15 protein-coding genes are annotated in these 14335 nt (G+C 68.9%); 3 read left to right on the top strand and 12 right to left on the bottom strand.

Annotated elements, in window-relative coordinates; all coding sequences use genetic code 11:
• Positions 1-34: 34 nt before the first annotated feature.
• Together ACLD0U_RS13510 and ACLD0U_RS13505 are read right to left on the bottom strand one after the other, a co-directional pair.
• Positions 35-1030, bottom strand: coding sequence for a sensor histidine kinase (locus ACLD0U_RS13510; RefSeq protein WP_410340918.1), 996 nt, complete (start codon positions 1028-1030; stop codon positions 35-37).
• A complete protein-coding gene (locus ACLD0U_RS13505) occupies positions 1027-1698 on the bottom strand; it encodes a response regulator transcription factor (RefSeq protein WP_206551076.1) in 672 nt (223 codons plus the stop codon). Before ACLD0U_RS13505 ends, ACLD0U_RS13510 begins: the two co-directional genes overlap by 4 nt.
• A gap of 53 nt (positions 1699-1751) precedes the next feature.
• Between ACLD0U_RS13505 and ACLD0U_RS13500 the strand changes: the two genes are divergently transcribed.
• A complete protein-coding gene (locus tag ACLD0U_RS13500) occupies positions 1752-2765 on the top strand; it encodes an aldo/keto reductase family protein (protein ID WP_410340917.1) in 1014 nt (337 codons plus the stop codon).
• A 183-nt stretch (positions 2766-2948) separates the two neighbouring features.
• Here the strand turns inward: ACLD0U_RS13500 and ACLD0U_RS13495 are convergent, their stop codons facing one another.
• The 5 genes from ACLD0U_RS13495 to ACLD0U_RS13475 are packed head-to-tail and all read right to left on the bottom strand — an operon-like array spanning position 2949 to position 8820.
• Positions 2949-4337, bottom strand: coding sequence for an FAD-binding oxidoreductase (locus tag ACLD0U_RS13495; RefSeq protein ID WP_222446806.1), 1389 nt, complete (start codon positions 4335-4337; stop codon positions 2949-2951).
• 22 nt (positions 4338-4359) lie between these two features.
• Positions 4360-5265 (bottom strand): carbohydrate ABC transporter permease, encoded by a 906-nt coding sequence (locus tag ACLD0U_RS13490; RefSeq protein ID WP_224818046.1) that lies wholly within the window; start codon positions 5263-5265, stop codon positions 4360-4362.
• Positions 5262-6227: a carbohydrate ABC transporter permease gene (locus ACLD0U_RS13485; RefSeq protein ID WP_206551350.1), complete on the bottom strand. Its 966-nt coding sequence runs from the start codon at positions 6225-6227 to the stop codon at positions 5262-5264. The genes ACLD0U_RS13490 and ACLD0U_RS13485 overlap by 4 nt, the downstream gene beginning before the upstream one ends.
• A gap of 5 nt (positions 6228-6232) precedes the next feature.
• Positions 6233-7540 carry an ABC transporter substrate-binding protein gene (locus tag ACLD0U_RS13480; protein ID WP_410340916.1) on the bottom strand — a complete coding sequence of 436 codons (1308 nt, stop codon included), beginning with the start codon at positions 7538-7540 and terminating at the stop codon, positions 6233-6235.
• Positions 7541-7584: 44 nt separating this feature from the next.
• Positions 7585-8820 (bottom strand): aminotransferase class V-fold PLP-dependent enzyme, encoded by a 1236-nt coding sequence (locus tag ACLD0U_RS13475; protein WP_410340915.1) that lies wholly within the window; start codon positions 8818-8820, stop codon positions 7585-7587.
• Between the two features lie 166 nt (positions 8821-8986).
• Here ACLD0U_RS13475 and ACLD0U_RS13470 point away from each other — a divergent pair, with 166 nt between their 5' ends.
• Entirely contained in the window at positions 8987-9685 is a 699-nt protein-coding gene (locus tag ACLD0U_RS13470; RefSeq protein WP_179409815.1) for a FadR/GntR family transcriptional regulator, read from the top strand.
• Positions 9686-9708: 23 nt separating this feature from the next.
• On the opposite strand, the gene ACLD0U_RS13465 is transcribed toward ACLD0U_RS13470, so the two are convergent.
• From ACLD0U_RS13465 to ACLD0U_RS13445, 5 genes are all read right to left on the bottom strand, one after another.
• A complete protein-coding gene (locus tag ACLD0U_RS13465) occupies positions 9709-10218 on the bottom strand; it encodes a glycine cleavage system protein R (RefSeq protein ID WP_179409816.1) in 510 nt (169 codons plus the stop codon).
• A 149-nt stretch (positions 10219-10367) separates the two neighbouring features.
• Positions 10368-11420, bottom strand: coding sequence for a PLP-dependent cysteine synthase family protein (locus ACLD0U_RS13460; protein WP_410340914.1), 1053 nt, complete (start codon positions 11418-11420; stop codon positions 10368-10370).
• A gap of 22 nt (positions 11421-11442) precedes the next feature.
• Complete coding sequence (locus ACLD0U_RS13455) at positions 11443-12219, bottom strand: GntR family transcriptional regulator (protein ID WP_206821558.1); 777 nt, start codon at positions 12217-12219, stop codon at positions 11443-11445.
• Entirely contained in the window at positions 12216-12626 is a 411-nt protein-coding gene (gene rbsD, locus ACLD0U_RS13450; protein WP_179409819.1) for a D-ribose pyranase, read from the bottom strand. The genes ACLD0U_RS13455 and rbsD overlap by 4 nt, the downstream gene beginning before the upstream one ends.
• 10 nt (positions 12627-12636) lie before the next feature.
• The gene (locus ACLD0U_RS13445; RefSeq protein WP_242519354.1) at positions 12637-13617 is read right to left on the bottom strand and encodes a ribokinase; all 981 of its coding nucleotides are present in this window, start codon (positions 13615-13617) and stop codon (positions 12637-12639) included.
• 54 nt (positions 13618-13671) lie between these two features.
• Here ACLD0U_RS13445 and ACLD0U_RS13440 point away from each other — a divergent pair, with 54 nt between their 5' ends.
• On the top strand, positions 13672-14328 hold the full coding sequence (locus tag ACLD0U_RS13440) for a transaldolase family protein (protein ID WP_179409820.1): 657 nt from the start codon (positions 13672-13674) through the stop codon (positions 14326-14328).
• Positions 14329-14335: the final 7 nt, after the last annotated feature.

Genomic DNA, 14335 nt, shown 5'->3' with positions numbered 1-14335 from the left:
GCGCTCGCCGGCACTTGCCGGCGCTCACCCGTACTTACCGGCGCGGCAGCGTCAACAAGAAGGTCGTGCCCTGCGGTGACGTGTCCTCCACCTCGATCGAGCCACCGAAGCGGTTGGCGACATCACGCACGAGCGCGAGGCCGAGCCCGAAGCCCGTGCGCTGAGCCGATGTGTTCGAGCGGGTGAACCGCTCGAACACCCGCGACGGGTCGATGCCAGACAGGCCCGTGCCCTCATCAGCCACACGGATCTGCACATGGCGGCCTTCTGCACGCGCGCTCAGCTGCACTGCTCCGCCGTCGCGGCTGTGCCGCACGGCATTGTCGAGCAGCGCGATCACCGCCCTCAGCAGTGCCGTCGGTTCGGCGGCGACGTGCAGTCCGGGTGGCGCATCGCTGACGATGCGCACGTCGCGTTCAGCGGCTCGCGGTTCCAGCACCGCGGCGGCGTCGGCGAGGGCATCCGCCACTGGCGCCGCGGCGTCGGCGTCGTCGGAGCGCACACCCGCGGTCTCGGCGGCGAGCAGCAGGTCGGTCAGCACGGCGTCCATCACCTCGGCATCCCGGCGCATATCGCGCAGGACGGGGCCGACATCCTCACCCCCGCGCAGCCGGTGCTCGGCGAGCTGGATGCGGCTGTTCAGCGTCGTCAGCGGAGTGCGCAGTTCGTGGCTGGCGTCGGCGACGAACGCGCGCTGCACGCCCAGCGCCTCGGCCAGCGGCTCGGATGCCCGACGCGACGCGTACCAGGCGATGACCGCCAGCAGCAGAACGCCGATGACGCCCATCACGATCACGACCGGCAGCACATCGTCGAGATCGAGGATGCGCGGGCGTCCACCGCCGGGATCGTCGTCGCGCGGCGGACGACCGTCGGGGCGACTGGCGGTGACAAGCGTCGCGATGATCGTCGCGGTTACCGCAGTGACCACCGCCGCCGAGGCGAGGCCCACCCAGAGACCGGAGCGCACCGCGGAGCGCTGCACGCGGGCGCGATCGGCGGCGACGGCATGATCTGCTCGGCGGCTCATCGTGGCATCCCGCTGCGGTACCCGCGGGCGCGTACCGTCTCGATCAGTTCCGGTGTCGACTTGCGCCGCACGTAGTGCACCAGCGCGTCGACACTGCTGGCCGACCCTCCGGGAAAAGCGCTGGCGACGATCTCGTCGCGCGAGAAGACGTGCTCCGGGCTGGAGGTCAGCAGTTCGAGCAGATCGCCCTCGGCCTGTGTCAGCGGAATGCGCCCACCGTCGGGCGCGTACAGCGCAAGCGCCGATGCCGAGAACAGCCAATCGCCCATCTCGCGCCGCATCCCAGGTCCTCGGCCTCGGCGTAAAGCGCGCAGGCGGGCGCGCAGCTCATCGAAGTCGAAGGGTTTGAGCAGGTAGTCATCGGCGCCCGCGTCGAGGCCGCTCACCCGGTCGTCGACCGTGCCGAGCGCGGTGAGCATGATCGCCGGAGTGGTGATGTGCGCCGTGCGCACCGCGGTGAGCAGATCGGTGCCGCTCATGCCCGGCAGACGCCGATCGACCACCATCACGTCGTAGCGTCGACCGAGCGCCAGCTCGAGGCCCGCCTCACCGGTACCCGCATGATCGACCGCGTACTCGTCGGAGAGCACCTCGGCGACCATCGCGGCGGTCTCGACCTCATCCTCGACGTACAGCAGTCGGGGGAGCGCATCGGCGGGGGCGGACATGCTCCCAGTGTCGCACCGCCCCACGCGGTGCGGAACGCCACTAGCGTGGGCACATGGTCAACTATCGCTATCTGGGCAACAGCGGACTCAAGGTCTCGGAGATCACGTACGGCAACTGGGTGACGCACGCATCGCAGGTCGGCGACGACGCCGCCGTCGCGACCGTGCACGCGGCGTTGGATGCCGCCATCACCACCTTCGACACGGCAGACACCTATGCCAACACGGCCGCCGAGGTCGTGCTCGGCAAGGCTCTGGAAGGTCAGCGGCGCGCGAGCCTCGAGATCTTCACCAAGGTGTACTTCCCCACCGGGCCGAAGGGACCGAACGACACCGGACTCAGCCGCAAGCACATCTTCGAGTCGATCGACGGATCGCTCACGCGCCTCGGCACCGACTACGTCGACCTGTACCAGGCGCACCGCTACGATCACGAGACTCCGCTGGAAGAGACGATGCAGGCCTTCGCCGACGTCGTGCGCCAGGGCAAAGCGCTGTACATCGGCGTCTCCGAGTGGACCGCCGAGCAGTTGCGCGCAGGCCACGCCCTGTCGAAGCAGCTGGGGTTCCAGTTGATCTCGAACCAGCCGCAGTACTCGATGCTGCACCGCGTGATCGAGGGCAAGGTCGTGCCGACCTCGGAAGAGCTCGGCATCTCGCAGATCGTCTGGTCGCCGATGGCCCAGGGCGTGCTGAGCGGCAAGTACCTGCCCGGTCAGCCGGTGCCCGAGGGATCGCGGGCGACCGATCCGCACTCGGGGGCGCACTTCATCCAGAGCTTCCTGCGCGACGAGATCCTCGAAGCGGTGCAGCGGCTGAAGCCGATCGCGGCCGAGGCGGGTCTGACGATGCCGCAGCTCGCGATCGCCTGGGTGCTGCAGAACCCGAACGTCGCCGCCGCGCTCGTGGGCGCGTCGCGTCCCGAGCAGCTTGCCGACACGGTGAAGGCGTCCGGAGTGCGGTTGGATGCCGACACGATGGCCGCGATCGATTCCGCGCTCGCCGGCGTCGTCAACGACGACCCGGAGCACACATACGGCGTCTCTCCCGCGCAGCGCCTCGTCTGAGGCATCCGCCGCGCCCCGCCTGCCCCTCTCCGCATCCCTTTCCCCGCCCCCGCGCACCCATTCCCCGCACGCCGCGCCCACGAGGGGTCAAAATCTGTCGGGTTCAGAGGGCTGCACACGACGATTATTGACCCCTCGTGAGGGGGCGCGCGGGCGGAAAGGGGCGCGCGAGGGGAGGGCGCGCTACGGGGCGTCGAACATCACGCCGGGGTTGAGGATGTTCTGCGGGTCAAGCGCCTGTTTGATGCGCTGGTTCAGTTCGAACACGTCGTCGCCGAGGTACGCGGCCAGCCAGGGCTGCTTGAGCCGGCCCACTCCGTGCTCACCGGTGATCGTGCCGTCCAGCGCGAGCGCCAGATCCATCACCTCGCCGAAGGCGCGATCGGCACGGGCGCTCTGATCGGCGTCCTCGCGGTCGAACACCAGCAGCGGGTGCGTATTGCCGTCGCCGGCGTGCGCGATGATCGAGATCTCGATGCCGTTGCGCTCGGCGATCACCTGCACGCCCTCGACCAGGTCGGCCAGTCGCGGCAGGGGCACGCCGACGTCTTCCAGCAGCAGCGCTCCGCGACGCTCCACCGCAGGCACGGCCATCCGGCGGGCGGCGATCAGCGCCTCGCTCTCGTCGGCATCATCGGTCGCGTACACCTCGGTGGCGCCGGCCGCCGTGCACAGCTGCTCGATCGCCTCGGCCTGGGCCGCTGCCACCGCGCCTGACTCGTCGGACTGCACCAGCAGCATCGCCGCCGACGTGCGATCGAGCTCCATGCGCGTCATGTCCTCGACGGCGTTGATGGCCACCTGGTCCATGAACTCCAGCATCGACGGGCGCATCGTGGCCTTGATGTCGACCACGGCCTGCACAGCGCCCGAGAGAGTGGGGAACATCGCCACCAGCGTGGTCGGTGTGCTCTGCGCGGGCACCAGTCGCAGCACCACCTCGGTGACGATTCCGAGAGTCCCCTCGCTGCCGACGAACAGCTTCGTCAACGACAGCCCCGCCACATCCTTCAGACGCGGGCCGCCGAGCTTCACCGCACGTCCATCGGCGAGCACCACCGTCAAGCCCAGCACGTAGTCGCTGGTGACGCCGTACTTCACGCAGCACAGCCCGCCGGCATTGGTGGCGACGTTGCCGCCGATCGAGCAGAAGTCCTGCGACGACGGGTCGGGCGGGTACCAGAGGCCGTGCTCGGATGCTGCGGACTTGACCTCGGCGTTGAACGCCCCCGGCTGCACGACCGCCATCTGCACGGCCGGGTCGATGGTGATCGCCCGCATCCGCTCCAGCGAGATGACGATCGCGCCGTCGACGGCCGACGTGCCGCCCGACAGGCCCGAGCCCGCGCCGCGTGGGATGACGGCGAGATTCTCGCGGGCCGCGATGCGCACCGCGGCCTGCACATCCTCGGTCGACTCGGCGCGGACGACCGCGAGCGGCATGCCAGCTCGCGGGTCGTCCGCACGGTCGCGGCGGTAGGCCTGCAGGGAGTCCTCGTGGGTGATGAGCGCTCCCTCGGGGAGCGCTGCCGTGAGCGCGGCGAGAACGCTCGCGCGACGATCGGTGTCCATCATCCGAGGCTATCGCCGCAGGTCACTCCTTGACGGCACCCGAGGTGAGTCCCGCCACGATCCAGCGACTGGCGAGAGCGAACAGCACCATCGTCGGCAGGATCGTCAGCACCGCGGCGGCCGACATCGAACCCCAGTCGATGTTGAACGTCGAGATGAAGCCGTTCAGCGCCGACGGCACCGTCCGCTTCTCCTCGGAGTTGATCAGCACCACCGACAGGAAGAGCTCGTTCCAGCAGTTCACGAAGTTGAAGATGAACGCGGCGATGATGCCGGGCGTCATCACCGGGACGAGCACACGGAACAGCGCGGTCAGGCGCGAGCATCCGTCGATCATCGCGGCTTCTTCGAGCGCGGCCGGGACGTTCTCGAAGAAGCCCCGCAGCATCACCGTCGAGAACGGGATGCACACCGCGACGTACACCAGCACGAGCCCGGGGCGGGTGTCGACCAGCCCCAGGTCGGTCATCATCGAGTACAGCGGCCCGAGCGCGATGAACGCGGGGATCATCTGCGTCAGCAGGAACGCCACCAGCACCGGGCCCTTGCCGCGGAACTCGAATCGTGCGAGCACATAGGCGCTCAGCAGGGCGATCAGGGTCGCCACGGCTCCGGCTGCCAGCGCCACGATGGCGGAGTTCATCAGGAACACCCCGAAGCTGCTCTTCTCGAACAGGCTCGAGTAGTTCTGCAGCGACGGCTCGCTCGGCCAGTACTCGATGGGGAACGCGTTGATCGTTCCCGGTGACTTGAACGACGTCAGTGCGATCCAGTACAGCGGGAACAGGGTGATGATCAGCCAGATCGCCAACCCGGTGAAGCGCACGACCCCGCCGACGGTGAGCCGGCGGCGCGGGCGCGGTGCCTGCGGCGCGCGGCCGGAGCGCTTGGTCGCCTCGGCGGTCGTGATGGCCATGGTCGCGCTCATCGTTGCATCCTCCTCATCGCCATCAGGTAGAACCCGCAGAACACCAGCAGGAAGGCCACGACGATCAGACCGATGGCGCTGGCGATGCCGTAGTTGCCCTGCTGGGTGAAGTCGATCATCCACGTGGTGACGATGTCGGTCTGGTTGGCGGGGCCGCCGCCGGTCATCGCCCAGATGATGTCGGGGAAGTTGAAGATCCAGATGATGCGCAGCAGCACGGTCAGCAGCAGCGTCATCGAGATGTACGGGATGATGATCGAGAACAGCTGGCGCACCTTGCCGGCGCCGTCGATGCTCGCAGCCTCAAGCATCTCGTCGGGCACCGACTGCAGTGCCGCGAGGATCATGATCGCGAAGAAGGTCACGCCGTACCAGATGTTCGCGGCGATCACGGCGAACATCGCCAGCTTCGGGTCGGCAAGCCACGGCAGCGGCTGTGCGATCAGACCGGCCTTCATGAGCAGGTCGTTGATCACGCCGAACTCGGCGTTGAACATCCAGCGGAACAGCATGCCGATCAGGAAGCCCGAGACTGCCCAGGGGAAGAACACCAGTGCCTGGTAGACACCGCGGAACCGGAACCGCTTGCGCAGCGCGAGTGCGATGAGAAAGCCGATCACCAGCTGGGGGACGAGCGACCCGACCACCCAGAGCACCGAGTTCCAGGCGACGGTGGGGAACACCGGATCGGTGAACACGGTGACGAAGTTGTCGAAGCCGACGAACGGCGTCGACGTGAGGTCCCAGAGGTTCCAGTCGTGGAAGGCCATGCGGGCGCCCTGCAGCATCGGTACGTAGGTGAACCAGACGACGAAGACGATCGCGGGCGCCATGAAGGCGAGCAGGGTGAGCGCGTGCTTCGCTCGGAAGACGCGGTGCCGGGAGTCGGATGCCGGCGTGCGGGCGGGGGAGGCCCCGCCGGCTGCGCCGACGGGGCCTCCCTTCACAGTGCGAGCAGCCAACGGGGTCAACCCTTCTCCGTGGCGTACTTCTCCGTCCAGTACTCGTCCCACGACGCCAGCAGCTCCTGCGTGGACATGTCGCCCAGCAGCACCTTCTGCACGTCCTGGTCGGACTTCTGGATCCATTCGGTCCACCAGCTCACGCCGCGCGGCTGCACGACGTTGATGTAGGTGTCGGGGTTCTCGGTCATCGTGACGTAGCTGGTCCACGGGCCGGTCTTGTAGAAGTCATCCTCTGCGGCGCCGGCGATGATCGGCACCAGGCTGTTCTTCTGCGCGAAGGTGGTGGCCGGGCCCGACGACGACAGGAACTCGACGAGCTTGACCGCCTCTTCCTTGTGCTCGCTGGCCTCGGTCACGCCCCATCCGGCGGTGGCAAGCGGCTGCGCGGCCTTGCCGGTCGGGCCGACGAGCAGGGGAGCGGTGTCCCACTGGTCCTCGCTCAGCGACGATTCCTGCACGGTGGCGATGACCTCGGGGTCCTGCAGCAGGAACGCGGTGGTGCCGTTGGTGAAGCCGGCCACCATCTCGGGGTAGCCCCACGAGACGGCCGACGGCGGCGATGCCTGGGTGAACAGCTCGAAGTAGGTGTCCACGGCGTCCTGCGCCTCGGGGGCGGCGAACATCGTGGTGCCGTCGTTGAGCAGGAAGGCGTCCTCGACGTTCAGGTCGTCGATGACGTACGCCTCGATGGCCGCGACGACGTTGCTGTTCGCGTTGGGGCCGCCGCGGAAGGCGTAGCCGTAGACGTTGCTGGACGGGTCCTGGATGGCCGATGCCTGCTCGAGCAGGTCCTCCCAGCTCTGCGGCGGGCCGTCGAATCCGGCATCCGCCACCAGATCGGTGCGGTAGAACAGCGACAGGCCGTAGAAGCCGTAGGGCACGAAGTAGCTCTTGCCGTCGGTGTCGGCGGCGGCCTGGGCGTTCTCGGTGAGCTCGTTCCAGCCGTCCCAGTCGGCCAGGTCGCTCTTCATGTCGTAGAGCCAGCCGTTGTTCGAGAAGGGGCCGACGGTGAGGTCGCGTACCTCGAGCACGTCGACGCCCTTGCCGGACTGCAGCATCTGCTGGATCTTCTGGTCGGCCTGCTCGGTGGGCGGCGAGACCAGCTTGACGGTGATACCGGGGTTCTCGGCCTCGAACTCGTCGAGCAGTCCGCGCAGCAGGTCGGTGCGTGCGGGGTTGGTCAGGCTCTCGACCATCTGCAGGGTGACGTCGCCGTCGGCCGAGCCGCCGTCGCTGCTGGCCGAGCAGCCGGTCAGGGCGAGCGCGGCGACGGTGCCGATGCTCGCGGCTGTCAGAAGCTTGTGCTTCATGAGGTGCCTCTTCTCTTTCAGGGTTGGGTGTTCTCGGGTGGGAGTCAGATGACGTGTGCGGGCGCGGGGGTGCGGATGCCGGCGCGCTGAAGGATCTCGGGAATGCAGCGGTCCACGAAGGCCTCGAAGTCGGATGCTTCGGTGTACAGGTGGGCCGAGAGTCGGAAGTAGCCGACGCCCTCGAAGCTGGTGAACGCCGTCTCGACGCCGACGGCGTCGATCAGTTGCATCCGCAGGTCGTCGGCCTGCTCGCGATTGCGGCCGAGGGCGTCGGGCAGGCGGATCAGGCGCATCGACGGCACGGGTGTCGGCAGCGGCGCGAGCGCCTCGGCCTCGGTGTAGGGCTGCAGGGCATCGGCGATGACGCGCGCCCCATGGTCGGCCATCGCGGCGATCGCCTCGCGAGCGGCGTCCCAGCCGATCTCGCTCTCGACGAAGTCGATGGATGCCGGTGTGCTCAGGTAGGTGGTGGCGTCGACCGTGCCCTGGGTGTCGAATCGGACCGGGTAGGGGTCGGGTGCGCCCCAGGAGTCGATCAGCGGCCAGAGGTCTTGGCGGTCTTCGGCCGTGGTCACCAGCAGGGCGGAGCCGCGCGGGGCGCACGGCCACTTGTGCATGTTGCCGAACCACCAGTCACCGCCGCCGGCGACGGCGGCGTCGGGAATGAGGCCGGGGGCGTGCGCGCCGTCGACGAGCGTGCGTACGCCATGCTCGGCGGCGAGGGCGGCGATCCGCGCGGTGGGGAATCGGCGCGCCGTGGCGGAGGTGATCTGGTCGATGACGATCAGCCGGGTGCGCGCGCTGATCGCGTCGGCGAAGCGCTGCACCACCTCGTCGTCATCGGCGAGCAACGGCAGGTGCACCACGCGCACGGTTGCTCCGAAGCGTCGGGCCAGGCGCTGTGCGCCCATGGTCACGGCGCCGTAGCCGTGGTCGGTGACGAGGATCTCGTCGCCGGCAGACAGTACGAGTGCGTTGAACACCACGGTCGCGGCGGCCGAGGCGTTCGGCACGAATGCGGTGTCTTCGGCCCGCGCTCCGACGAACGGGGCGGTGCGCTCACGGGCTTCGCGCACGCGCTCGGCGATACGCGGGAACCACTCGACCGGGCTGAGGTCGGCGCGGCGGCGCAGGGCGTCCTGATGCGCCACGACGCTGGTGGGCACGGCTCCGAACGACCCGTGGTTGAGGTGGATGATGTTCGGATCGAGCGGCCACGCGTCGCGTGCGCGCTCGAAGGACTTCAGCCGGATCGGCGGTGGGGTGGTGCCCGTGGTCATGCATCCTCGCAACGGTGGGGGGAGAACTTGTTGCACAACCATGCCACGGCTCCGGGGATATGTCGAGTGAAATCCGCTTTTAGTGACTAAGTTGTTCTACAAATAGTCTCCGAGGTGTCCTTCCGACAGACTCGCTGCAAGCACGACGGAGACACGGGGAGAACCGATGAGTGCACTCGACACCGCCCTGCACGGGTTGCGATCGCTGATCGCCGATGGCGCCTTGCGCCCCGGCGACCGCCTGCCCAGCGAAGGCGAGCTGTGCGAGCAACTCGGTGTGTCGAGAGGCTCGCTGCGCGAGGCGATTCGGATGCTGGCGGCGCTGGGCGTTCTCGAGACCAGGCACGGATCGGGCAGCTACGTCGGCGAGCTGCGCGCCGCCGACCTGATCAGCAGCCTGTCACTGACCGTCGGGCTGCTGCCCATGGAGGGCGTGCTCGAACTCACCGAGCTGCGCCGTGCTCTCGAACCGCACGTCGCCGCGCTCGCCGCCGCGCGCATCGATCAGGACGAGATCGCCCGCCTCGATGCGCTGCTCACCGAGATCGAGTCCAACGACGACTTCCAGGCGCACTCGCGCCTAGATCACGAGTTCCACATGGCCATCGCCGAGGTCGCCGGACAGGATGCACTCACCAGCTTGCTCGACGTTCTGCGCTCCCGGTCGCGCGCGTACCGCCTCTCCGACCCGGCGGATGCCGCCGAGCTGAAGCGCAACTCCGACATCGGGCACCGCGCCATTCTGCGTGGCCTCGCCGCGGCCGACCCGGTCGCCGCGTCCGCGGCGGCGTCTGCGCACGTCGCCGACACGGCCGCGTGGGTGCGGACGCACTCCGCCGGAGAAGCGGAGCCGGTGCGGGACTGACGCCCGCTTCGACGGGGTGCCGCTCAGTCGACGGTGATGTCGACCTGGATCTCGCTGGCGATCCGCTCGAGCGCCGCGCGCAGGGCATCCATGTCGGCCGAGGCCGGGACGACAGCGGTCACGGACGACTCGAACAGTCGGCCGCCGGCCATCGCCGCGTCGCGCGTCTCGGTGGTCATGCTCTCGATACTGAGGGCGTGTGACCCCAGCGCGCCTGAGACCTCGCGCACGATTCCGGGGCGGTCGTTGCCCAGAACGGTCAGCGAGACCCGTTGCGGCGAGGCATCGGCCCCGCTGCCCGCCCCGGCGTGTACCGTCACCGTCAGCAGGCCATCCAGCGCGTCGAGGGCTGCGCGCAGGTCATCGACGCGGTCCGCAGCGACCGAGACCTGGATCACGCCCGCGAACATTCCGGCAAGCTCGGCGAGGCTGCTGTTCTCCCAGTTGCCGCCGTGGGCATCGACGACATCGGCGACGGCAGAGACGAGTCCGGGGCGATCCGCTCCCGCGACGGTGAGGATGAGCGTAGTCATGGCCCCAGGGTAGCCCGGTGCTGGTCGCTGTCGGTTCACAACTCCGGAGAACTCCATCGGTCTGGTGGCAAAACGGCTCAGATGACCGGATTCGGCGAGAATCTCCGGAGTTGTGAACGCAACCGCGCGCCCAACGACTCGACGCGCGCTTACCCCCAGGCGCCTCCGGCGAGGAAATCGATCATCCGCTGCCGGTGCGGGGCCAGATCGAGGCCCTGCGACGTGACCCATTCGTCGGAGTAGTACGTCTGCGTGTAGCGGATGCCGCTGTCGCAGATCAGTGTGACGACACTGCCGGTCTCGCCCGCATCGCGCATGCGCCCGATGAGTTCGAAAGCGCCGTACAGGTTGGTGCCCGTCGAGCCGCCCGCCAGGTGCAGCGTGCGCTCACGCAGCAGGCGGATGGCGGCGACCGAGGCCGCATCCGGCACCGCGATCATCTCGTCGATGACGCTCGGGACGAACGAGGGCTCGACGCGCGGACGCCCGATGCCCTCGATACGGCTCGGCTGCCCGGTCGCCTCGGTGTCGCCCTTCCAGGCGGCGTAGAACGCCGACCCCTCGGGGTCGACGACCGCGACCTGCGTGGCGTGGCGCCGGTAGCGCACGTAGCGTCCGAACGTGGCGCTGGTGCCGCCGGTGCCGGCACCGACGACGATCCAGCGGGGGATCGGATGCCGCTCCTGAGCCAACTGGCTGAACACGCTCTCGGCGATGTTGTTGTTGCCCCGCCAGTCGGTGGCCCGCTCGGCGAACGTGAACTGGTCGAGGTAGTGCCCGTAGCATCCGGCCGCCAGCCGCCGCGCCTCGGGGGAGATGTCCTCGGCCCGATCGACCAGGTGGCAGTGCCCGCCGTAGAACTCGATGAGGTCGATCTTCTCCTGGCTCGTCGAGCGCGGGATGACCGTGATGAACTTCAGGCCCAGTATCCGGGCGAAGTACGCCTCTGATACCGCCGTCGACCCGCTGGACGACTCGACCAGCGTCGTGTTCTCGTCGATCAGGCCGTTGACCAGCCCGTACAGGATCAGCGATCGTGCCAGGCGGTGCTTGAGCGACCCGGTCGGATGCACCGACTCGTCTTTCAGGTACAGGTCGATGCCCCACTCCGCCGGGAGGGGGAACAGGTGCAGATGCGTATCGGCCGAGCGGTTGGCATCCGCCTCGAGCACCCGGATGGCGGAACTGACCCACTCACTCATGATTCGAGGGTAGCCGTCGCGGTCACGGGATGCGGATGAGCTCGCCCCGCGAGCTGTCGGCATCGAGCTGGAACTCGAAACGGGAGCGGTCGCCGCGGTGGTAGGCCACGAAGAACTCGATCGGCCGCCCGCTCTCATCGCGGCTCACGCTGCGCAGCCGCAGCAGGGCCGCGCCCGCGGTCAACCCCAGCAGTTGGGCCTGCTCGTGCGTGGCCACCGTCGCCTCAGCCGAGCGGACGCCGTGCGTGGCGACGATGCCCTGCTCTGCGAGCAGTCGGTAGAGCGAGGCCTCCCGCAGATCGACGTCGAACGAGTGCGTGCCGACGTCCTCGGGCATCCACGTCGTCGACAGCGACCAGGCGTCGCCGTCGACGTGACGCAGACGTTCGAGCACGACCACCGGGGCGCCCTCGTCCAGCTCGAGCGCCCGCGCGACGTCGGCATCGGCGGTGATCCGCTCATGGCGCAGGATGTCGCTGTGCACGTGCCCGCCGCGGCGCTCGACCTCCTCGTAGAGTCCGACCAGCGTGTGCACGAGCGATTCGGCCGTGCGCGGCCTGGCCACGAAGGTGCCCTTGCCCTTGACCCGTTCGATCAGGCCCTCGTGCTCCAGCTGACCCAGTGCCTGCCGCACCACCGTGCGCGAGACGCCGTACTGGTCGCACAGTCGGTGCTCGCCCGGCAACGGGTCGCCGGGCTGCAGGCGGTCGTTCTCGATGTGCTCGACGATCAGCCGCCGCAGCTGGTCGTACATCGGAGCGGCGGAGCGACGGTCGATCCCGTCGTTGCTCTCGGTCATGACGGTGCTCCGTACGCGACGCCCGCGTGCAGGATCACGTTGGCGTACGGTGTGAACTCGCCGGAGCGCACGAAGGCGCGGGCATCCGCGGTCCGCTTCTTGAACTCGATGTGCGGCACCAGCTCGATCGCGATGCCCGGCAGGCGCTCACGCAGTGCGTCGAGCACGTGCGGGCTGATCTCGGCGACCTCTGCCGACACGGTCGCACCCTCCACGACCATCTCGGCGAGCACGGTGTCGAGCACATCGAGGAACGCCGGTGCGCCGGGGCGGTATGCCAGATCGATGCGCTCGGCACCGGGCGGGATCGGCAGTCCGGCGTCGGTCACGACGATCAGGTCGGTGTGACCCGTCTCGCTGATCACGCGTGAGAGCGCCGGGTTGATGGTGGTGTCGGTCTTGCGCATGGGCTCCTCCTCAGCTCTGCGACGCGCGCAGGGCATCCACTTCGGCACGACGGGGCAGGCTCGGTGAGGCGCCCTGGCGGGTGACGGCGATCGCGCCCGCCGCGCTGGCCAGCTCGGTCGCTTCGGCCAGCGTCCAGCCCTCGGCGAGTGCCGCGCCCAGGTAGCCGGCGTAGGCGTCGCCCGCGGCAGTCGTGTCGACGGCTTCGACGGGGATCGGGTCGATGAACGTGGTGCCCTCGGCGGTCACGACGCACGACCCCTTCTCGGCCATCGTGATCACCGCGGCGCCGGCGCCCTGCTCACGGAACCAGCGGCCCGCACGTTCGGCCGAGTCGCGGTCGACGACCTCGATGCCACTCATCAGTGTCGCCTCGGTCTCGTTCGGGGTGACGATGTCGATGTGCGCCCAGACCGCGGCATCCAGTGGCGCTGCCGGAGCCGGGTCGAGCACGACGGTCATGCCGTGCTCGCGGGCACGCGAGGCGATGTGCAGGGTTAGGGATGCTGGGGTCTCGAGCTGCGTCAGCAGCACCGACGTTGTCGGCGCGAGCGCGGCGAGGGCCGCGTCGATCTGCTCGGCGTTGAGGTGGGCGTTGGCCAGCGGCACCATGACGATGTCGTTCTGCGCCGAGGCGTCGACGCGGATGTGGGCGATCCCGGTGGGGCCGGGCACCGTGCGCAGGTGGGTCAGATCGACACCCGCGCTGCTGAGGCCGTCGACGACGAGATCGTGAAACAGGTCATCGCCCACGCAGCCGACGAAGCTGGTGCGGGCGCCTGCGAGACCGGCCGCGACGGCCTGGTTCGCGCCCTTGCCGCCCAGCAGCAGGGTGAACTCGTCGCCGAGGATGGTCTCGCCGCGGGCGGGGAGCCGCTGGGAGAAGGTGGTCACATCGGCGGTGACGCTGCCGACGATCACCACACCGGTGCGGCTGGACTGGTCGCTTGTCATGTTCTCCCGATCGGCTTTGACTTCGACGAACGCTGTCATTACATTAGCCGCATCCCTACCTGTAATCACAGGTTGGATGCGTGAGGAGACCGGATGACCGCGCCGCGGCTGTATGTGGACAGTGCTGATGTCGAACGTGTGGGACGGTTGCTCGACGCCGGCGTGATCCACGGCGTGACGACGAACCCGACCATCCTCGAGCGCGGCGGCCGCACGGCCGCCGACATCCCAGAACTCTACGCGCGCTGGACCGGCCAGGGTGCACGCGAGGTCTTCTTCCAGACCTGGGGCGGTGACCGGGACGCCTTCCTGCGCAACGCCGCGGGCCTGCTCGAGCTGGGTGACCGCATCGCCGTCAAGGTGCCCGCCACCGAAGAAGGCTTCGCGGCGGCATCCGCCCTCGTGCGCGACGGGGCGACCGTGCTCGTCACCGCCGTCTACTCCGTGGCGCAGGCGCTCGCCTGCGCCAGCATCGGCGTGCGGTACATCGCCCCCTACCTCGGGCGGATGCGCGACGCCGGCCTCGACGGCGACGGACTCATCGCCCGCATGCAGGCGGTGTGCGCCGACAGCGACACGGACGTGCTCGCCGCGAGTCTGCGCTCGGCCGACGACATCGTCGCGCTGCGCGAGAACGGCGTGCCCTACTTCACGGCCGCACCGGCCGTGCTCGATGAGCTCTTCGCGCACCCGGTCAGCGACTCGTCAGCCGCCGAGTTCGACGCCGCGATGGTGCGGCTCGGAGCCTGAGCAGAAC

The organism is Microbacterium sp. 2216-1 (assembly GCF_046507855.1).
Lineage (GTDB): Bacteria > Actinomycetota > Actinomycetes > Actinomycetales > Microbacteriaceae > Microbacterium > Microbacterium esteraromaticum_C.
This window is presented reverse-complemented; position numbering and strand designations above follow the sequence as displayed.